Below are 19,527 nucleotides of genomic sequence, written 5' to 3' on the forward strand. Positions count from 1 at the left end.
GAGCCTAGCAGGCATGCTCAACGACTTTCTGGACCGGTGCATCTGGGCCGCCGACCTCAGCGACGAACAGCGCCAGCGGGTGCGGCAGGCCATGTTCGTGCGCGAATACAACCCCGGCGACTACGTCTGCCACAAGGGCGAGATGGCCGAGCACTGGCTCGGCGTGCTGGAGGGGATCGTCAAGATCACGACGGTGTCGCCATCGGGCAAGTCGGTGACCTTCACCGGCGTGCCGACCGGCGGCTGGTTCGGCGAAGGGGCCGCCCTCAAGCAGGAGATCCGCAAGTACGACGTGATGGCGCTGCGCCATTCGCGCATCGCCTTCCTGCCGCGCGAGACCTTCCAATGGCTGCTCGATACCAGCCTGCCGTTCACGCGCTTCCTGCTGACGCAGCTCAACGAGCGGCTCGGCCAGTTCATCGCCGCGGTCGAATACGAGCGGCTGCTCGATATCGACTCGCGCGTCGCGCGGGCGGTGTCGTCGCTGTTCAACGAGCACCTGTATCCGGGCATCGGCACCAAGCTGGAAATTTCGCAGGAAGAGATCGGACTGCTGGCCGGCATTTCGCGGCAGCGGGCGAACCAGGCCCTGAAGGTATTGGAGCAGCAAGGCCTGGTTCGGGTCGACTATGGCGAGATCGAGGTGCTCGATCTCGAAGGATTGCGCCAGTACGGCGAATGAGGCATCGGATTCAGACCGGCGCCGTTTGCCCGGCTGGCACCCGTTCGGGCAGCGGCGGCGCGGACGGCGGCACCGTGGCAGGCGTGGAAGATGTGGCAGGTGTGGAAGCCGTGGAGGACGTGGAAGGCGTGGAAGGCGTGGAAGGCGTGGAAGGCGTGGAAGGCGTGGAAGACGTGGAAGACGTGGAAGACGTGGAAGACGTGGAAGACGTGGAGGAAGGCGATGCGGCTGGCTGCTGAGGGTTCGGCGATTTGCCCTTGTCCACCGGATGCCGCTGCGGGCGATCGTTCGGCTTGCGCGGCGCGTCCAGGTCAAACTGATGCAAGGACTCGAACTTGCCGTCGGTGTAGACCGTGACGGGCTTTTCGCAGTCCGTCTCCGCCACCGTGGCGACCGGGGGAACCACGGACTTCAGTTCCTGCCTCAGCACGTACGCCGCGGCCTGTTGCGGCGAGATCGGCTGCTCGGCGATCGGACCGGAAACCGCCTCGATCTCGTCGGCCACGACGACGCGCTCCGCGGACGGTCCCCCGGCACCGCCTGCCCCGGCCGCTTCGCCCGCCCAGCGATGGAGGTAGCCGCAGGTCGTATTGCCGATTCGCAGACTGGACGTCAGCCTGAGCAACAGCTCGGTCGGCACGTCTTCTTCGGCTTTCCACTCGAAGGCGAATTGGCTCTGTAGCCGGCGCACGCTGTCGTGGAGCAGCGGAACGATCTCCCTCTGGTAGAACTGGCCCAGCGAAACGTCGAATACCGTCTGATGCAATGCCTTGGCATCGCCCTCGATATGTTTGGGCACCTCGGCCAGGCGGATGGTCTTCCATGCCCACTTCGCCAGGCTCGGCCGTCCCTGCGGCACGAAGCGCAACGCCTCGCCATCCTTGCGCGATGCGACCGCCAGCACCTCCTCGTGAGTCCGCTCGCCCGAGATCCAATCGAGCAGCCCCGGCTTGCGGGTGAAGCGCGCCAGTCGCACGCCCTCGGGCAAGGCCGCGCCTGCCGGGCGGTCGTCGTGCAGCGCCTGCGCCGCGGCGGCCGACACACCGCGTTCCTGCACGACCTGGCGCACGAACGCGGCGAGCCGCTGTCCGGCGACAAAGGGCTTGGCCTTCTGCTGGATCGCCTCGATCAGGCTCGCGCGTGCATCGAGCACCGCGGATACGATCCGATCGGCCTTGTCGCGGCACACCCCATTGAGGATCGCCTGGAAGCGCTGTGCCGCGCAAGCCCGGCACGACGCCATGGCTTCGTCGACGGCGCGGGCCAGGGCCCGCCGCGTCGCCCGCGTCGACTCCGGGCTGCCATCCTTCTTGACCGTGCAGATCAGCAGCGGCCTGACTTCGTGATTCTCGTTATCCGACAGGATGCCACGCGCCCACTGCTCCAGCAGCCGCGGGGCTTCGTCCTCGATCGTCGCGACCATGAAACGGCCCATCAGTTCGGCCATGTTCCGGTAACCGCAATCCTCTCGGTCACCCCTGGCGATCGACAGCAAGCGCTCCATGTCGCGGCGGGCGCGCTGCTTGCGCTCGGGCGAGCCGCTACCCCGGGCGTGCAGCCGGAACTCGATGGCATCGCCTCCGCTCTTGAACGACAGCACCAGGATGTCATCCTCGATCCTGGACTTGCCGCGATCGATCTGTTCCAGGCTCACCGGACCTTCTTCGGGACAGCGGATCCATGCGTCGATTTCTCCCGGGTTCAGCGATACCAGCGTCCCCAGCGCGCGCTCGGAGATCGGGCGCCGGTTCGACGCCGCCGCCTGGCCGCGCCGTTCGGCCGCGCCGGCTTCGGCGAGCGGTGCCTCGAAGCCCGGCCACAGCTCTTCGACAACGCGATCGGCATGCCCGCGCAGGCCCTTGACCAGGCCCGCCGTGATGGTGGATCCGCTGCGCAGCGCCCGCTCCATCCTGCGCGTGCTGCTGCGGAAGAACAGATAGTCCATCAGCTGCCGGATCCGCGTCTGCACCAACGATTCGCCGTTCTCGAACTGGCGCTCGATGCATAGCCGCCGTGTCTTTCCCTTGGTAACCAGCTTCAGCGTGAAGATCTCTTCGCCGATCTGGAATCGGCCGCTCGGCTCCGGCCCGCTGGCCTTCTGTCCGAGGACGCGCGCCACGAAGTCGCCTGGATTGCTTCGCACGTGCTGGTAGTACTGATCGTACGTCGTCTTTTTCACCTGTCCGATAAACGTCGCCATGACTTTCGATCCTCATAGGGTGAGTGGAGGCGGTCATCGTACGGATCGCGACGAGGCCACTTTTCGGAAAGCGACCGATTCTTTGTCGATGGAAATGGCACCACGCGGCGGGCACGAAGCGCGAAGCATCCTTCGCGCGTACTCGTGCTCGTGCAGGACGCGGATGGTGGAGAGGACAGGGGAAGCGAAGCGAGAGGAAGTTCGGGAAGACGAGGCGGACGGGAACCGGGAAAGACGCGAACCGACGCGCGGGCCGGTCCGCGGAGCGGCCGATCGGTGGGTTATCGGCCGTACTTCAGCGGCCGCTACTTCAGCGGCCGGTACTTCAGCGGCCGGTGCGTCAGCGGCTCTGGCTGTAGACGTAGACGCCGCGTCCCGTCTTGCGGCCGAGGTAGCCGGCGGCCACCATCTCGCGCATCAGCATCGCCGGCCGGTACTTCGGATCGGCGAACTCGGCGTACAGCACCTCCATCACGGCGAGCATCGTGTCGAGCCCGATCATGTCGGCCAGCGCCAGCGGGCCGATCGGATGATTGCATCCGAGCTTCATGCCCTCGTCGATCTCTTCGGGCGAGGCCAGGCCCTCGCCGAGCACGCAGAAGGCCTCGTTGATCATCGGGCAGAGGATGCGGTTGACGACGAAGCCCGGGCTGTTCTTCACCGTGATCGGATACTTGCCGAGCTGCTTCGACAGCTGCTCGACCGCCGCGTGCGTGGCGTCGCTGGTCTGCAGGCCGCGGATCAGCTCGACCAGCGCCATCATCGGCACCGGGTTGAAAAAGTGCATGCCGATGAAGCGCTCGGGCCGGTTGATCGCCGCGGCCAGCTTGGTGATCGAGATCGACGAGGTATTGGACGCGACGATGGTGTCGTCGCCGACCAGCGCATCGATCTGCTTCAGGATCTTGAGCTTGAGCTCGTAGTTCTCGGTGGCGGCCTCGATCACGATCTGCGCGGCCTTCAGGTCCTCGTACGCGGTCGAGCCGCGCACGCGCGCGAGCGCGGCGTTCTTGTCGGCCTCGGTGATCTTGTCCTTCTTGATCAGCCGGTCCAGGCTGCCGGCGATCGTGGCGATGCCCTTGTCGATCGCGCCCTGGCTGATATCGACCATCACGACATCGAGCCCGACCACCGCGCATGCCTGCGCGATGCCGTTGCCCATGGTGCCTGCGCCGATGATGCCGACGGTGTGGATTGTCATGCTGTCTCCCTGCTTGCGAATGGAATAGGAATGGATCGGGGATGGAGGTGCAGTCGGGCCGCACGCGGGCGTCAGCCCAGCGCCGCGATGATGCGCGCCGCGTGCTGCTGCAGCACGGCCGGATCCTGCGGCTCGCTCGCGTGGCCGCGCAGCGGGCGGTCGGCGTAGCGCGGCACGATATGGAAATGCACGTGCGGCACGGTCTGGCCGGCGGCGGCGCCGTTGAACTGGCCGATCGACAGGCCGTCCGGTTCGAACGCGTCCCGCACCGCGCGCGCGATGCGCTGGGTCGTGCGGATCGCGGCCTGCGCGGCGCCTTCCGACAGCTCGAACAGCTCGGCGGCGGCCTCCTTGGGCAGCACCAGCACGTGGCCGTCGGACTGCGGCATGATGTCCATGAAGGCCAGCGTGTCGGCGTCCTCGTAGACCTTGTGGCAAGGCAGCTCGCCTCGCAGGATTCGGGCAAAGATATTGTTCGGGTCGTACACCGTGAGCTCCGGTTCGGAAAAGCGTGGCGGCGGCAATGCGGCGCCGCCTGCGAGTTTAACGCACGGTCGTGCGAAATTGCGGCGCGCGACGATGGCCGCGGAAAACGACAGCGCCGGGCACGGCGGCCCGGCGCTGTCGTGCCGTTCGGCAAGCGCTACATGTTGCGTCGATACTGTCCGCCGACCTCGAACAGCGCATGCGTGATCTGCCCGAGCGAGCAGACCCGCACCGCGTCCATCAGCACCGCGAACACGTTCTCGTCGTCGATCACCGCCTGGCGCAGCCGCGCCAGCATCGCCGGTGCCTCGTCGGCATGGCGGGCGTGGAAGTCCTGCAGCCGTTGCAACTGGCTCTGCTTCTCGTCCTCGCTGGAGCGTGCCAGCTCCAAGGTGGCCGGGGTCGGATCGCCGTCGGGATTGCGGAAGGTGTTGACGCCGATGATCGGCAGCGAGCCGTCGTGCTTGCGCTGCTCGTAATACATCGACTCTTCCTGGATCTTGGCGCGCTGGTAGCCGGTCTCCATCGCGCCGAGCACGCCGCCGCGCTCGGCGATCCGCTCGAACTCCTGCAGCACCGCCTCCTCCACCAGGTCGGTCAGCTCCTCGATCAGGAAGCTGCCCTGGTTGGGGTTCTCGCACTTGGCGACGCCCCATTCGCGATTGATGATCAGCTGGATCGCCAGCGCACGCCGCACCGATTCCGCCGTCGGCGTGGTGATGGCCTCGTCGTAGGCGTTGGTATGCAGCGAATTGCAGTTGTCGTAGATCGCGATCAGCGCCTGCAGCGTGGTGCGGATGTCGTTGAAGTCGATCTCCTGCGCGTGCAGCGAGCGGCCCGAGGTCTGGATGTGGTACTTCAGCTTCTGGCTGCGCTCGTTGGCGCCGTACTTGTCGCGCAGCGTGACGGCCCAGATGCGGCGCGCGACGCGGCCCAGCACGCTGTACTCCGGATCCATGCCGTTCGAGAAGAAGAACGACAGGTTGGGCGCGAAGTCGTCGATATGCATGCCGCGCGCCAGATAGGCCTCGACATAGGTGAAGCCGTTGGCCAGCGTGAAGGCCAGCTGCGAGATCGGATTCGCACCGGCCTCGGCGATGTGATAGCCGGAGATCGACACCGAGTAGAAGTTGCGCACCTGATGATCGACGAAGTACTGCTGGATGTCGCCCATCACCTTCAGCGAGAACTCGGTCGAGAAGATGCAGGTGTTCTGGCCCTGGTCCTCCTTCAGGATGTCGGCCTGCACGGTGCCGCGCACGTTCTGCAGCACCATCGCGCGGATCTTCGCGGCCTCGCCGGCATCGGGCTCGCGGCCCTGCTCGCGGCGAAAGCGCTCGAGCTGCTGGTCGATCGCGGTATTCATGAACATCGCCAGGATCGCCGGCGCCGGACCGTTGATCGTCATCGACACCGAGGTCTGCGGATCGATCAGGTCGAAGCCGTCGTACAGCACCTTCATGTCGTCGAGCGTCGCGATCGAGACGCCCGAATTGCCGACCTTGCCGTAGATGTCGGGACGCAGGTCCGGATCCTCGCCGTACAGCGTCACCGAATCGAATGCCGTCGACAGCCGCTTGGCCGGCATGCCTTCGGAGACCAGCTTGAAGCGGCGATTGGTGCGGAAGGCATCGCCCTCGCCGGCGAACATCCGGGTCGGATCCTCGTTCTCGCGCTTGAACGGAAAGACGCCCGCGGTGTACGGGAAATAGCCCGGCAGGTTCTCGCGCATCAGCCAGCGCAGCAGCTCGCCCTCGTCGGTGAAGCGCGGCAGCGCGACCTTGCGCAGGCGTGTGCCCGACAGCGTGGTGGTGACGAGGCCGGTGCGCAGCTCCTTGCCGCGGATCGTGACCACATGCTCTTCGCCGCTGTAGGCCTCGCGCAGCGCGGGCCAGCCCGCCAGCAGCGCGCGCTCGGTCTCGCCCAGCGCGCCGTCGCGCTCGGCCTCGAGCGCCTGCAATGCCGCCAACGCGCCGGCCCCGGCGGAAGGCGACGCCTCCGCCAGCATGCGCCGTGCCTCGCGCAGCTGCTGCCGCTCGCGCGCGATCCGGCTCTGCGCGGCCACGCGCTTGTGATAGCCGCGCACGGTGTCGGCCAGCTCGGCCAGATAGCGGCTGCGCGCCGGCGGCACGATCGCGTTGCGGCCGGTGCTCTGCCGTCCCGCCAGCCGCGGCAGCGTGCCGTCGCGCAGCACCAGGCCGCGCGCGGCCAGCGCCTCGCGCAGGCCCAGGTACAGCATCGTCACGCCGTCGTCGTTGAAGCGCGAGGCCTGCGTGCCGTAGACCGGCATGTCCTCGGCGCGCGCATGCCATTGCTCGCGGTTGCGCTGCATCTGCTTGGCAACGTCGCGCCACGCGTCCTGCGCGCCCTTGCGGTCGAACTTGTTGATCGCGACGAAGTCGGCGAAGTCCAGCATGTCGATCTTCTCGAGCTGGCTGGCCGCGCCGAACTCGGGCGTCATCACGTACAGCGACAGGTCGACATGGGGCACGATCGCCGCGTCGCCCTGGCCGATGCCGGAAGTCTCGACGACGATCAGGTCGAAGCCGGCGACCTTGCAAGCCGCCAGCGCGTCCGGCAGTGCCCGCGACACCTCGCTGGCGGCGTCGCGCGTGGCCAGCGAGCGCATGTAGATCTGCGGGTGGTGGATCGCGTTCATGCGGATCCGGTCGCCCAGCAGCGCGCCGCCGGTACGCCGGCGCGACGGGTCGATCGAGATCACGGCGATGCGCAGGCCGTCCTGCTGGTCGAGCCGGAAGCGGCGGATCAGCTCGTCGGTCAGCGACGATTTGCCGGCGCCGCCGGTGCCGGTCACGCCCAGCACCGGGGTCGCGATGCCGGCGGCGTCGGCATGCAGCGCCGCGGCAAGCGCGGGATCGGCCTTGCCGTTCTCCAGCACGGTGATCCATTGCGCCAGCGCGCGCCGATCGCCCGCGCGCAGCGTGTCGAGCGTGGCAGGGGCATGGCGCGACAGGTCGAAGTCGCAGCGGCGCACCATGTCGGCGATCATGCCGGCCAGGCCCATGCGCTGGCCGTCCTCGGGGCTGTAGATGCGCGCGACGCCGTAGTCCTGCAGCTCGCGGATCTCGGCCGGCACGATCACCCCGCCGCCGCCGCCGAACACCTGGATATGGGCGCCGCCGCGCTCGCGCAGCAGGTCCACCATGTACTTGAAGTATTCGACGTGGCCGCCCTGGTAGCTCGACACGGCGATGCCTTGCACGTCCTCCTGCAGCGCGGCCGCGACGACTTCCTCGACCGAGCGGTTGTGGCCGAGGTGGATCACCTCGCAGCCTTGCGCCTGCAGGATGCGGCGCATGATGTTGATCGAAGCATCGTGGCCGTCGAACAAGGATGCGGCCGTAACGAAGCGGACCTTGTGGGTCGGCGCGCCGGCGGGCGCGGGTGCCGGCGCCACGGTAGCGGCCTCGGCTTCGGCGCCTGCCTTGCGCAGGTCTGACAGATCGGTCATGGTCTCCACCCGGTGAGGCCGGGACCGGCGGACAGACTGCGCCGCCGAAGCACCGGCCATCGCGTTGTGCGGCCATTGCTGGCCATATTGTCTGGGGTCGCCCGCACGGCGCAGCCGCCGGGGGGCCAGTCGATTGTAGGCCCATCCCGCCGGGCCTGACCAGCGGGCAGCAAACGGCACGTGACGCCCTCTGCCTTCGGCTACAATCCAGAACATCCGCCGGGACTCGGACCTCCGGTCGGCACAACAAAGGACACGCACCGCCGGCCGTGTCGACCTACTGAAGGGAGATTCCTATGCGGCATTGCGTGCCGTGGCTGCCGCGCCTTGCGCTGGTGGCGGGTCTGATCGGCCTGCCTGCCAGTGCCATCGCGTGGGACTACACGCCTGCGGCCATCTCGGGTCTGACCAGCCTGTACGGCTATCTGACCAACCAGAACGCCACGCTGGAGCGCGCCGCGGCCAAATACCCGTCGCTGCGCAACGACATCCAGCAGGTGCGCAATGCGTTCGACCGCCAGTATCCCGATGCGCTGGCGACGGTGACCCGGCTGTTCCAGGACATTCCGCTGCCCGCCGCCGATCGCGCCCGGCTGGCGACCAAGGTGCTGGAAATGGACCGCGAGGCGATGCAGTCGGCGCTGGCCTCCGAGCCCGCGATGCAGGCCTATCTGCAGCGCGTGCGCGAAAGCGCCCAGGGGGACATGGAGAAGGCCTCGCTGCAGCTGCTGCTGGCCGCGGTCTACGAGGACAAACCCGCCGCCGAACTGGCCTCGCCGATGGCCCGCAGCTACACCACCAAGGGCATCCGCCAGGCCGGCGCGATCGACCTGATGCTGCGCATGCCGCTGTCGTGGGAGCGCGATCCGGCCCGCGAAAAGCTGCTGCCGGACAACGCCATCTTTGCCTTCACCAGCCAGGGCGGCAACGGCCTGTCGACGATCGATCTGCTGGCGCGGCCGCTGCCGAAGGATGGCGCGAAGGACGGGGCCAAGGACGGGGCCAAGGAAGCGGGGAAGGAAGCGGGGAAGGACGCTGCAAGCGCGGCGGCCGCCGCGCGCGCCACCGAGGAACTGAAGGCGCTGACCGGCGCCGGCGCCAAGGTGATCGCCCAGGGCACGGTCCGGCTGGCCAATCACCGCGCCAATTGGGCCAGTTTCTCCATCGCCAGCGACGGCGGCCGCCTGCAGTACGGCCGCGTCTGGTGGGTGCCGCTGCCGGAGGCCGGCCAGACCGCGGTGCTGCTGTGCCGCACGCCATCGTTGCCGCCGCAGGCCGCCGACAACGAGCGGCAGCGGCTGGAACCGTTGTGGCAGGCGGTCGCCGCCACGCTGTCGACCGCGACGCCGGCGCGCTGAGCGCCGCCGCCTAGCGCGACAGATGCCGCGCCGGCCACCAGCCCGCCGAGGGCTCGGGGAGCCGGATCGGGTCCGGCCGCGGCCGCGGTCGCAACAGCGCGGCCAGAGCGCGCCATGACAGCGGCGCCGACTGCTGCGCCACCGTGAAGCGCGCCCCCGGCGCGTCGGCCGAGATCCATACCCACGCGCCGTCGGGCAGGTCGAACGACTGGCCCGGCGCCAGCCAGACGTCGCCGCGCTGCCCTTCCACCGTCAGCCAGATATTGCCCTCGCGCGCGACGATGCGCTGGCCCGGCCGCGCGCGCCAGCTGACCGGCGTACCGGCCTGGTCCAGCTCGAAGTCCCTGAGTTCCTGCATGGTGCTGCTCCTGTCGATGGGCATCGAACGGAGCCGGCCCGTCCAACCGCCGCCCGCGCCGCACGCGGGCCGGCCATTGCCCAGGCGGGCATGGTGGACGGCGATGGTCGGAAAGCCTTTCGGTATTCCGCGACGGTTGTTGCCCGCTGCGCCAGGCCTGCTGCCACTGTGGGCGACCGCACGGACGGCGGCGCCACGGCGTGCTTCGATGCACGATTTCATTATGGACGGCCGGCGCGGCCATCCCAGTGACAGTTCCAGACAGTTTCCCAGGTACTGTTCCGGCGTTTTTTCTGACAGTTCGGCCGTCGGTTAGCGGTGCAGCACGGCGTTGCGCCGCGCGTAGCCGAAATAGATCACCAGGCCGAGCGCCAGCCACAGCAGGAAGGCGATCCAGGTGAACGGCTGCAGATGCGCCATCAGGAACAGGCAGAAGCCTACCGACAGCAGCGGCACCACCGGCACGCCGGGGCAGCGGAAGGTACGCGGCAGGTCGGGCCGGGTCCGGCGCAGCACCAGCACCGCGATCGAGATCAGCGCGAAGGCCGACAGCGTGCCGATATTGATCAGCTCGGCCAGCACGTTCAACGGCACCAGGCCGGCGATCGACGAGAACACGATGCCGACCGTCCAGGTCGCGTGAAACGGCGTCGCGTGCACCGGATGCACCTGCGACAGCCTGGCCGGCAGCAGCCCGTCGCGCGACATCGCGAACAGGATGCGGGTCTGGCCGTAGGTCATCACCAGGATCACCGTGGTCATGCCGAGGATCGCGCCCAGGTCGACGAAGCCGGCGACCCAGTTTTCGCCGGCGTACTGCAGCGCCAGCGAGACCGGATGGTCGATGCCCTCGAACTTCGGGAACGGCACGATGCCGGTCATGATCGCCGCCACCGCGACATACAGCAGCGCGCAGACCGCGAGCGAGCCGATGATGCCGATCGGCAGGTCGCGGCGCGGGTTGCGCACCTCCTCCGCCGCCGAGGTCACCGCGTCGAAGCCGATGAAGGCGAAGAACACCAGCGCCGCCGCATTGACGATGCCGGCGAAGCCAAACGGCGCATAGGGCTGCCAGTTGGCCGGCTTGACGTGCCAGACGCCGACCACGATGAACAGCAGCACCACCGCGACCTTGATCGCCACCATGATGTTGTTGACGCGCGCCGACTCGCGCACGCCGTACGACACCACCCAGGTGATCGCCAGCATGATCAGCACCGCGGGCAGGTTCAGTACCGTCTGCACGCCGGGCACCGCGCCCGGTGCCGCGGTCAGCGCGGCCGGCAACTGCAGGCCGAAGCCCGACAGCAGCGACTGGAAGTAGCCGGACCAGCCCACCGACACCGCCGAGGTTGCCAGCCCGTATTCGAGCAGCAGGTCCCAGCCGATCATCCAGGCGACGATCTCGCCCAGCGTGGCGTAGCTGTAGGTATAGATCGAGCCGGACACCGGGATCGCGGTCGCGAACTCGGCGTAGCACAGCGCGGCGAAACCGCAGGCAAGCGCGGCGATCACGAAGGACAGCGTCAGCGCCGGACCGGCGGTCAGCGCGCCGGTACCGGTCAGCACGAAGATGCCGGTGCCGATGATGGCGCCGATGCCCATCATCACCAGGTCGACCGGGCCGAGCACCTTTTTCAAGCCATCGTCGCGGCTCGCGGCGAGCATCGTTTCGATGTCCTTGGTGCGGAACAAGCTCATGAAGGGATCTCCTGCATTGGCGGCATCCGCCCCGGGGGTCGGTCACGCGGTGTCGCCAGGATCGAGTTGGCCGGCCTGTGGATGACCGGTCGCCAATGCCCGCGCGCGCCACCGCCTGGGCGGACGCGCGGGCAGCCCGCGGGCCGGCAAGGTGTGCCGGCCGGGGCAAAAAAGGCGCCTAGTTTAGCGAACCGCGCCGGCCAAGCCGTCACTTATGGAGGCGGGCGTCGGGGTTCGGGGCAGGAGATTCCGGGGAAGGGGGGCGGCTTATCGGCGAGAGAAGGAATCCACGCCGGCGGGTGTTCTCCCTCTCCCCATCAGGGGGAGAGGGTTGGGGAGAGGGGGTGGTTTCGATCCGCGATGGCAGAACGACCGCCCGCTGCCCTCTCCCCTGCCCCTCTCCCGCAGGCGGGAGAGGGGAAAACCAAGCCGCGGTGCGGTGCGCGCGCGACGCCTTACTGCACGTCCTTCAGCGCCTGCCGCACCGTGTCGAACAGCTCGGCGATCTGCGCCTCGGTGACGATCAGCGGCGGCGAGAAGGCCAGGATGTCGCCGGTGTAGCGAACCAGCACGCCGCGCTCCAGGCACTTCAGGAAGACCTCGTAGCCGCGCGCGCCCGGCTGTCCCGGCCGCGGTTCGAGCTCGATGCCGGCCACCAGGCCCAGGTTGCGGATGTCCTTGACGTGCGGGGCGCCACGGACGCCGTGCGCGGCCTCCTCGAACAGCGGCGCCAGCTTCGCGGCGCGGCCGAACAGGTCCTCGCTGCGGTACAGGTCCAGCGTGGCGATCGCCGCGGCGGCCGCCAGCGGGTGGCCCGAATAGGTGTAGCCGTGCGGCAGCTCGATCGCGCCCGCGGCGGCGGCGTCGATCACCGTATCGTGGACCTCGCGCCGGACCGCCACCGCGCCCATCGGCACGGCCGCGTTGTTGATCGCCTTGGCCATCGTGATCAGGTCCGGCGTGACCTGGAAGCGCTCGGCCGCGGTGGCCGCGCCCAGGCGGCCGAAGGCAGTGATCACCTCGTCGAAGATCAGCAGGATGCCGTGCTTGCTGGTGATCTCGCGCAGCCGCTCCAGATAGCCGACCGGCGGCACCAGCACGCCGGCCGAGCCCGCCAGCGGCTCGACGATCACGGCGGCGACATTGGACGGGTCGTGCAGCGCGATGATCCGCTCGAGGTCGTCGGCCAGATGCGCGCCCCAGGTCGGCTGCCCCTTGGAGAAGGCCGCCTCGGCGATATTGAGCGTGGCCGGCAGATGGTCGGTACCGGGCATCAGGTTGGCCGAGAAGGCCTTGCGGTTCGGGCCGATGCCGCCGACCGCCATGCCGCCGAAGCCGACGCCGTGATAGCCGCGCTCGCGGCCGATGAAGCGGGTGCGCTGCCCCTCGCCGCGGGCGCGGTGGTAGGACAGCGCGATCTTCAGCGCGGTATCGACCGACTCGGAGCCCGAGTTGGTGAAGAAGATGCGGTCCAGGCCCGACGGCATGATCGCCGCCACCTTGCTGGCCGCCTCGAACGACAGCGGATGCCCCATCTGGAACGGCGGCGCATAGTCCAGCGTCTGCACCTGGTGCGCGATCGCGTCGGCGATCTCCTTGCGGCAGTGCCCGGCGGCCACGCACCACAGGCCGGCGCAGCCGTCGAGGATCTTGCGGCCGTCGTGGGTCGTGTAGTACATGCCGCTGGCCGAAGCCAGCAGCCGCGGCGCCGCCTTGTACTGGCGGTTCGCGGTGAACGGCATCCACAGCGCATCGAGATCGGGAATCACGGTCTTGGCGGCGTCCATTACTTCCTCCTTGGTTCGTCCGGATGTCGTTCCGGGTGTCGTTCGGGGTCCGCGCCACCGCGCCGAAGCGCCCGATGGTGCGGGATAGCGATCCGGCCACTGTAGCGAGCCCTGCTTCAGCTAAAAATATACGGTTGTGAAATGCTCGCCTTACCGTACTGTTTTTTCGCCTCAAACCGTACAGGTACATGAGCGCCCCAACCCAGTGCCATCATCGCGATGCCACGGTATTGGCCGACAATCCGCGCCATCGCGGCATGACCGAGCGGTCCGGCGGCGCGCTTCGCCCCGCTTGAACTGTACAGGCATCGCCCGCACAATGCGGTCGCATGATCCAGCTCGAATTGACCCGCAGCCGCCGTGGCGGCGACACGCTGACCGAACAGATCGTCGCCGGCATCGCCGCGCTGGTGGACCGGCGCGCGCTGCGCCCCGGCATCGCGGTGCCCTCGGTGCGGCGCTTCGCCGCGCAGCATGGCGTCAGCACCTTCACGGTGGCCGAGGCCTACGGCCGGCTGACCGCGCTCGGCTACCTGGCGGCGCGCGCCGGCTCGGGCTACACGGTGGCGCATCGCCAGCCCAGCACCGAACAGGCGCACCACCCCCGCTGGGAAACCCCGGCGCTGAACGCCGCCTGGCTGCTGTCGGACGTGTTCGCCGACCACTCGGTGCCGATCAAGGCCGGCGCCGGCTGGCTGCCGGGCGACTGGCTCAACGAGGAAGGGCTGCACCAGGCGATCCGCGCCGCCGCGCGCGTGCCGGCCGGGCAGGTGTCGGGCTACGGGCATCCCTATGGCTTCGCCGCGCTGCGCGAGCACATCGCCACCCGGCTGGCGCAGTACGGCATGCCGATGCAGGCCCAGCAGGTGGTGTTGACGCAGGGCGCGACCCAGGCGCTGGACCTGGTGGTGCGCACGCTGCTGCGCGCCGGCGATACCGTGCTGGTCGAGGACCCGTGCTACTGCAATCTGCTGCAGATCCTGCGGCTCGCCGGGCTGAAGGTGGTCGGCGTGCCGCGCGGCGCGGCGGGGCTCGATACCGACGCGCTGGACGCGGCGATCCGCCGGCACGGGCCGCGCGCCCTGTTCGTCAACACGGTGCTGCAGAACCCGACCGGCGGCACGCTGACCAGCATGAACGCGCACCGCGTGCTGCAACTGGCCGAGCAGCACCGGCTGCTGGTGGTCGAGGACGATATCTACCGGGAGCTGGCGCCGGCCGGCGCGCCGATGCTCGCGGCGATGGACGGGCTGTCGCACGTGGTCTATGTCAACGGGTTCTCGAAGACCATCACGCCGTCGCTGCGGGTCGGCTATCTGGCGGCCAGCCCGGAACTGGCCAAGGCCTTCGCCCGCACCAAGATGGCGGTCGGGCTGACCTCGTCGGAGGTGACCGAGCGGCTGGTCTATGCGGTGCTGACCGGCGGCCACTACGCGCGCCATGTCGACGCGCTGGCGGCCCGGCTGCGCGCGCAGCAGGACCGGGTCACCGAGAAGATGGAGGCGCACGGCCTCGAAGTGCTGCTGCGCCCGGAAGGCGGCATGTTTGCCTGGGCGCGCGTGCGGGGGGCGCCCGACGGCGCGGCCGCCGCTGCGCGCGGGCTGTCCGGCGGACAGTTGGCGACGCGCGCGCTGTCGCACGGCGTGTGGCTGGCACCCGGCAGCTATTTCGCGCCGGACGAGACCGATTCGCCGTGGATCCGCTTCAATATCGCGACCAGCGATGCGCCGGCGCTGTGGGAATTCTTCGACGGCGTGCGCGGCGGCGGCTAGCCGCGCACGCCTCTGGCTACGCCAACGACCGGCGCCAAGGACCCGCTCAGAAGCGGTAGCGCACGTAGCCGGTGTAGAAGTTGGTACCCGGATTCGGCCGCTTGATGCTGGCGTTCGAGATGTGCTGGAAGCGGAAACCCGCCTCGGCGCGCTTCTGCGGGCCGAAGGCCACGCCCACGCCGACCATGTCCGAGAACTGGAACGCGGTGCTGTAGTCGTGCGAGTCCGACGTCGAGGTGGCGCTCATCAGCCGCAGGCCGACCGACAGCTCGGCAAACGGCACCACGCTCCAGCCATGCTTTTCGACGCGCAGGATCGGCGAGAAGCCGATCTCGGTCACGTCGCGGCGATTGTTGCCGGTGCGCGCGTTCCAGCGGGCCAGTTCGACTTCCCACTGCAGCTTGGCCAGCCAGCCCTGTGGATTGCCGTAGGCGAATCCCGAATCCCAGTTCAGGCCGATCTCGTACTTGTTCAGGCCGTGGCCGGGGTCGCGGCCGTAGGCGACATGGACGGCGGGATCGGCCTGGGCCGGCGCCGCCACGATCAGCGCTGCGGCAGCGCAGCAAAGGGCGGCCGAGCGGCGCAGCGAACGCGCCGTCCGTTCTTGTTGTTGTGTCATGGTCGAGGGGAGAGAGTTGAAAGATGCCGGCGAAGGCACTGGCACAGTCCGTGCCAGGCACAACACGCCACACGCATCGGCGCCGCGCGAACCGGCCCAGGCTAGGCCCAGAGCCGTTCGATCAGCCATCCGGCGGTGGCGCACATGCCCAGCCACGCCGCCATGCAACCGGCAATAAATCGATAAGTCATCGTACTTTTGGCAAGCAAAGAGCGAAGTTACGCAAATTCGTGACCCGGATGATACATGCATTCATGAATGTATGTTATGAGCCGATAAATCCATTTCGCGTCTGGGGGTAAACGATCCGCCACCCGAAAACTTGAGCCGCGCCGCGCCAGCCGGCGCACCGCCAACAGGGATTTGCGCCTGCCGGCACGCGCATGCTGCTACCCTTGCGGCCATCGAAAAGAGGCACGCCATGCATACCCACGATCTCTCCCCCTGGACCCATTCGCATGTGTTCGACCGCGGCAACGCCGCCGGCGAGCGCGGGACGCGCCTGGTGCTGCTGCTGACGGCCGCGGCGATGGTCGCGGAGATCGGCGCCGGCTGGTGGTTCGGCTCGATGGCGCTGCTGGCCGACGGCTGGCACATGAGTTCGCACGCGCTGGCGATCGGCCTGTCTGTATTCGCGTATGCAGCGGCCCGACGCTTCGCCAACGACCGCCGCTTCGCCTTCGGCACCTGGAAGATCGAGGTGCTGGCCGGCTTCGCCAGCGCGATCTTCCTGATGGGCGTGGCCGCGCTGATGGGCTTCGCGTCGATCGAGCGGCTGTTCGCGCCGGCGGCGATCCGCTATCCGGAGGCGATGGCGGTCACCTGCCTGGGCCTGCTGGTCAATCTGGCCAGCGCCTGGCTGCTGGGCGGCGCCCACCATCATCACCACCACGGGCACGGGAACGACCACGATCACGCTCACCATCACCACGATCATCACCACGATCATCACCACGGCCACGACCACCATCACGGCCACGCGCATGGCCACGACCTGAACCTGCGCTCGGCCTATCTGCACGTGCTGGCCGACGCCGCCACCTCGGTGCTGGCGCTGCTGGCGCTGGCGGGCGGCTGGTGGCTCGGCTGGAACTGGCTCGACCCGGTGATGGGCATCGTCGGCGCGGTGCTGGTCGGACACTGGGCCCTGGGCCTGATCCGCCAGACCTCCGCCGTGCTGCTCGATCGCGAGATGGACCACCCGGTGGTCGACGCGGTGCGCGAGGTGCTGGCCGGGTTCGATCACGGGCGCGAGGGCACCCGCATTACCGACCTGCATGTCTGGCGCGTCGGCAAGGACAAGTTCGCCTGCATCGTCGCGCTGGTCACGCACGACCCGACGCTGACGCCGGCGCGCGTGCGTACCGCCCTCGGCGTGCACGAGGAACTGGCGCATGTGACGGTGGAAATCGCGCGCTGCGACGATGGCGCGATGGTCAAGGCCGGCTGACCGCGGCTGCTGACCGGCTCGCACCCGCGCGCTGGCGCGGGCAGGAAGACTGGAGGCGGGGGAACGGAATCGAACCGTCGTACACGGCTTTGCAGGCCGTGGCATGCCACTCTGCCACCCCGCCGCTGTTCTGAAGCGGTGCGCTGCGAAACAGCGCGGGCCGAAGTGTAGCCCGATTCTCCCGATCGTGCAGGCGAGCGCTCCATCGGCCCACACCGGACCCCACAGCGATCTCTGCTATCGTCTCGGCCATCGTTGAAAGGCCCCTCCCCGCATGCGACTGCTGCACACCTCGGACTGGCATCTGGGCCAGACCCTGCATCACTACGACCGCACCCACGAACACCAGCACTTCCTCGACTGGCTGCTCGATACGCTGGACGCCGAGGCCACCGACCTGCTGCTGGTCGCCGGCGATATCTTCGATACCGCCAACCCGTCGGCCGCCGCGCAGCGGCAGCTGTACCGCTTCCTGACCGAGGCGAGGCGCCGGCGTCCGCATCTGGCGATCGCGATGATCGCCGGCAATCATGATTCGCCGGCGCGGCTGGAGGCGCCCGCGCCCTTCCTCGACTGGTTCGGCGCGGCCTGCGTCGGCCAGGTCCACCGGCTGCCCGACGGCACGATCGACATGGAAAGGCTGGTGGTGCCGGTGCGCGATGCGCAGGGCCGGATCGCGGCGTGGTGCCTGGCCATCCCCTTCCTGCGGCCCGGCGATGTGCCGCGCGTCGACGGCTCCAGCGACCATGCCGATGACGATGCCGACGCCGATGCCGACCCCTACCAGGCCGGCGTCGCCGCGCTCTATCGCGGCGCGCTCGAACTGGCGCTCGCCCGCCGGCAACCCGGTCAGCCCATCGTCGCGCTCGGCCATTGCCATATGCGCGACGGCGAGGTGTCGGAGGACTCCGAGCGGCGCATCGTGATCGGTGGCGCCGAGGCGCTGCCCGCCGGCATCTTCGACCCCGCCATCGCCTATGTCGCGCTGGGCCACCTGCATCGGCCGCAGAAGGTCGGCCGCCACGAGCACATCCGCTACAGCGGCAGTCCGCTGCCAATGTCGTTCTCCGAGATCCACTACCCGCACCAGGTCGTCAGCGCCAGACTGGACGGCGAAGCACTGGCCGAGTGGCACGCGATCCCGGTGCCCAGGCCGGTCGAGCTGATGCGCGTGCCGCCGACGCCCCGGCCGCTGGAACAGGTGCTCGACGCGCTGCGCGCGCTCGAGCTGCCGCCATTGCCGGACTCGCTGCAGCCCTATCTGCAGGTCCGCGTCACGCTGGACGGTCCCGAGCCGGCACTGCGCGCGAAGGTCGAAGCCGCGCTCGACGGCAAGCCGGTGCGCCTCGCGCGCATCGAGGTCAGCGCCGCCGGCGCGCCCGGCGACGCGCCCGCGCCGATGCTGTCGCTCGACGACCTGAACCGGCTCGACCCGGCCGCGGTGTTTGCCTCGCTGTATCGCGAGCGGCATGGTGCCGAGGCGCCGGCCACGCTGGCGGCCGCGCTCGCCGAACTGCTGCACGCCCCGGACGAGGTCGCCGCGCCATGAGGATCCTCGCCATTCGCGGCCGCAACCTGGCCTCGCTGTCCGGCGAGTTTGCGATCGACTTCACCGCCGAACCGCTGGCCTCGGCCGGCCTGTTCGCGATCTGCGGCCCCACCGGCGCGGGCAAGAGCACACTGCTCGATGCGCTGTGCCTGGCGCTGTATGACGAAACTCCGCGCGTCGCCCGGGTCGGCGGCCGCGCCACGGTGCTGCCCGACGTCGCGGGCGAGACCATCGGCGCGCACGACACGCGCACGCTGCTGCGCCGCGGCGCCGCCGAGGGGCACGCCGAGGTCGACTTCGTCGGCGGCGACGGCCAGGCCTACCGCGCCCGCTGGAGCGTGCGCCGGGCGCGCGGCAAGGCCGGCGGCAAGCTGCAGCAGACCCAGATGTCGCTGGCACGGCTGCCCGGACAGGAACCGGTCGGCGGCGGACTGAAGACCGAGGTCCAGGCCGCGATCGTCGAGCGCGTCGGTCTGACCTTCGAGCAATTCACCCGCGCGGTGCTGCTGGCACAGAACGAGTTCTTCGCCTTCCTGAAGGCCGGCGACGACGAACGTGCGGCGCTGCTGCAGGCGCTGACCGGCACCGGCCGCTTCGAGGCGATCTCGCGGCGCGCGTTCGAACGCAACAAGGCCGAGCAGGAGGCGCTGCGCCAGCTGCGCGAGCAGGCCGCCCAGCACCAGCCGCTGGACGCCGACACGCGCGCGCAGTGCGAGCAGCAGCGGCGGCAGCAGCAGGACGCGGTGGCGGCGCTGGACGAGCGGCTGCGGCAACACGAGGCGCAGTTGCGCTGGCACGCCGATGCGGCCGACCTCGCCAGGCTCGAACAACAGGCGATCGACCGGCATCGGGACGCCGTCGCCGCCCACGATGCCGCCGCGCCACGGCGAAC

The 19,527-nt window shown here is 69.0% G+C and carries 14 protein-coding genes and 1 tRNA gene; 6 read left to right on the forward strand and 9 right to left on the reverse strand.

Annotated elements, in window-relative coordinates:
• The first annotated feature begins 13 nt into the window (after positions 1–13).
• On the forward strand, positions 14–682 hold the full coding sequence (locus LRR16_RS23145; protein ID WP_006578248.1) for a Crp/Fnr family transcriptional regulator: 669 nt from the start codon (positions 14–16) through the stop codon (positions 680–682).
• Positions 683–692: 10 nt separating this feature from the next.
• Here the strand turns inward: LRR16_RS23145 and LRR16_RS23150 are convergent, their stop codons facing one another.
• The 4 genes from LRR16_RS23150 to icmF all read right to left on the reverse strand — a co-directional run bounded on the left by LRR16_RS23150 (position 693) and on the right by icmF (position 8,041).
• Positions 693–2,882 (reverse strand): hypothetical protein, encoded by a 2,190-nt coding sequence (locus LRR16_RS23150; protein WP_232207214.1) that lies wholly within the window; start codon positions 2,880–2,882, stop codon positions 693–695.
• A gap of 340 nt (positions 2,883–3,222) precedes the next feature.
• The gene (locus LRR16_RS23155) at positions 3,223–4,083 is read right to left on the reverse strand and encodes a 3-hydroxybutyryl-CoA dehydrogenase (RefSeq protein ID WP_232207215.1); all 861 of its coding nucleotides are present in this window, start codon (positions 4,081–4,083) and stop codon (positions 3,223–3,225) included.
• A 71-nt stretch (positions 4,084–4,154) separates the two neighbouring features.
• Complete coding sequence (locus LRR16_RS23160; RefSeq protein ID WP_023264791.1) at positions 4,155–4,571, reverse strand: HIT family protein; 417 nt, start codon at positions 4,569–4,571, stop codon at positions 4,155–4,157.
• A gap of 155 nt (positions 4,572–4,726) precedes the next feature.
• Positions 4,727–8,041: a fused isobutyryl-CoA mutase/GTPase IcmF gene (gene icmF, locus LRR16_RS23165; protein ID WP_232207216.1), complete on the reverse strand. Its 3,315-nt coding sequence runs from the start codon at positions 8,039–8,041 to the stop codon at positions 4,727–4,729.
• Between the two features lie 296 nt (positions 8,042–8,337).
• Here icmF and LRR16_RS23170 point away from each other — a divergent pair, with 296 nt between their 5' ends.
• The gene (locus LRR16_RS23170) at positions 8,338–9,399 is read left to right on the forward strand and encodes a hypothetical protein (protein ID WP_064577375.1); all 1,062 of its coding nucleotides are present in this window, start codon (positions 8,338–8,340) and stop codon (positions 9,397–9,399) included.
• A gap of 10 nt (positions 9,400–9,409) precedes the next feature.
• Here LRR16_RS23170 and LRR16_RS23175 read toward each other — a convergent pair whose 3' ends face one another.
• From LRR16_RS23175 to LRR16_RS23185, 3 genes are all read right to left on the reverse strand, one after another.
• Entirely contained in the window at positions 9,410–9,757 is a 348-nt protein-coding gene (locus LRR16_RS23175; protein ID WP_064575072.1) for a DUF2917 domain-containing protein, read from the reverse strand.
• 312 nt (positions 9,758–10,069) lie between these two features.
• Positions 10,070–11,458 (reverse strand): amino acid permease, encoded by a 1,389-nt coding sequence (locus tag LRR16_RS23180; protein WP_064575070.1) that lies wholly within the window; start codon positions 11,456–11,458, stop codon positions 10,070–10,072.
• 455 nt (positions 11,459–11,913) lie between these two features.
• A complete protein-coding gene (locus tag LRR16_RS23185) occupies positions 11,914–13,245 on the reverse strand; it encodes an aspartate aminotransferase family protein (protein WP_232207217.1) in 1,332 nt (443 codons plus the stop codon).
• A gap of 329 nt (positions 13,246–13,574) precedes the next feature.
• Between LRR16_RS23185 and LRR16_RS23190 the strand changes: the two genes are divergently transcribed.
• Positions 13,575–15,017, forward strand: coding sequence for a PLP-dependent aminotransferase family protein (locus LRR16_RS23190; RefSeq protein WP_232207218.1), 1,443 nt, complete (start codon positions 13,575–13,577; stop codon positions 15,015–15,017).
• A 46-nt stretch (positions 15,018–15,063) separates the two neighbouring features.
• On the opposite strand, the gene LRR16_RS23195 is transcribed toward LRR16_RS23190, so the two are convergent.
• A complete protein-coding gene (locus LRR16_RS23195; RefSeq protein WP_023263830.1) occupies positions 15,064–15,636 on the reverse strand; it encodes an acyloxyacyl hydrolase in 573 nt (190 codons plus the stop codon).
• Positions 15,637–16,057: 421 nt separating this feature from the next.
• Between LRR16_RS23195 and dmeF the strand changes: the two genes are divergently transcribed.
• Positions 16,058–17,086: a CDF family Co(II)/Ni(II) efflux transporter DmeF gene (gene dmeF / locus LRR16_RS23200; protein WP_232207219.1), complete on the forward strand. Its 1,029-nt coding sequence runs from the start codon at positions 16,058–16,060 to the stop codon at positions 17,084–17,086.
• Positions 17,087–17,136: 50 nt separating this feature from the next.
• Here the strand turns inward: dmeF and LRR16_RS23205 are convergent.
• Positions 17,137–17,210, reverse strand: a tRNA-Cys gene (locus LRR16_RS23205).
• Between the two features lie 150 nt (positions 17,211–17,360).
• Here LRR16_RS23205 and LRR16_RS23210 point away from each other — a divergent pair.
• Together LRR16_RS23210 and LRR16_RS23215 are read left to right on the forward strand one after the other, a co-directional pair.
• Positions 17,361–18,635, forward strand: coding sequence for an exonuclease SbcCD subunit D C-terminal domain-containing protein (locus LRR16_RS23210; RefSeq protein WP_232207220.1), 1,275 nt, complete (start codon positions 17,361–17,363; stop codon positions 18,633–18,635).
• Positions 18,632–19,527, forward strand: an 896-nt coding sequence (locus LRR16_RS23215; RefSeq protein WP_232207221.1) for an AAA family ATPase, incomplete at its 3' end; no start/stop codon positions are given. The genes LRR16_RS23210 and LRR16_RS23215, both read left to right, overlap by 4 nt.

This window comes from Cupriavidus sp. UGS-1 (genome assembly GCF_021213615.1).
Lineage (GTDB): Bacteria > Pseudomonadota > Gammaproteobacteria > Burkholderiales > Burkholderiaceae > Cupriavidus.

Excerpts from the sequence above, each read along its gene's own strand:
- LRR16_RS23145 (WP_006578248.1), top strand. The coding sequence starts at position 14 with ATGCTCAACGACTTTCTGGACCGGTGCATCTGGGCCGCCGACCTCAGC.
- LRR16_RS23175 (WP_064575072.1), bottom strand. The coding sequence starts at position 9,757 with ATGCAGGAACTCAGGGACTTCGAGCTGGACCAGGCCGGTACGCCGGTC.
- dmeF (WP_232207219.1), top strand. The coding sequence starts at position 16,058 with ATGCATACCCACGATCTCTCCCCCTGGACCCATTCGCATGTGTTCGAC.
- LRR16_RS23190 (WP_232207218.1), top strand. The coding sequence starts at position 13,575 with ATGATCCAGCTCGAATTGACCCGCAGCCGCCGTGGCGGCGACACGCTG.
- LRR16_RS23210 (WP_232207220.1), top strand. The coding sequence starts at position 17,361 with ATGCGACTGCTGCACACCTCGGACTGGCATCTGGGCCAGACCCTGCAT.
- icmF (WP_232207216.1), bottom strand. The coding sequence starts at position 8,041 with ATGACCGATCTGTCAGACCTGCGCAAGGCAGGCGCCGAAGCCGAGGCC.
- LRR16_RS23150 (WP_232207214.1), bottom strand. The coding sequence starts at position 2,882 with ATGGCGACGTTTATCGGACAGGTGAAAAAGACGACGTACGATCAGTAC.
- LRR16_RS23180 (WP_064575070.1), bottom strand. The coding sequence starts at position 11,458 with ATGAGCTTGTTCCGCACCAAGGACATCGAAACGATGCTCGCCGCGAGC.
- LRR16_RS23170 (WP_064577375.1), top strand. The coding sequence starts at position 8,338 with ATGCGGCATTGCGTGCCGTGGCTGCCGCGCCTTGCGCTGGTGGCGGGT.
- LRR16_RS23155 (WP_232207215.1), bottom strand. The coding sequence starts at position 4,083 with ATGACAATCCACACCGTCGGCATCATCGGCGCAGGCACCATGGGCAAC.
- LRR16_RS23185 (WP_232207217.1), bottom strand. The coding sequence starts at position 13,245 with ATGGACGCCGCCAAGACCGTGATTCCCGATCTCGATGCGCTGTGGATG.
- LRR16_RS23195 (WP_023263830.1), bottom strand. The coding sequence starts at position 15,636 with ATGACACAACAACAAGAACGGACGGCGCGTTCGCTGCGCCGCTCGGCC.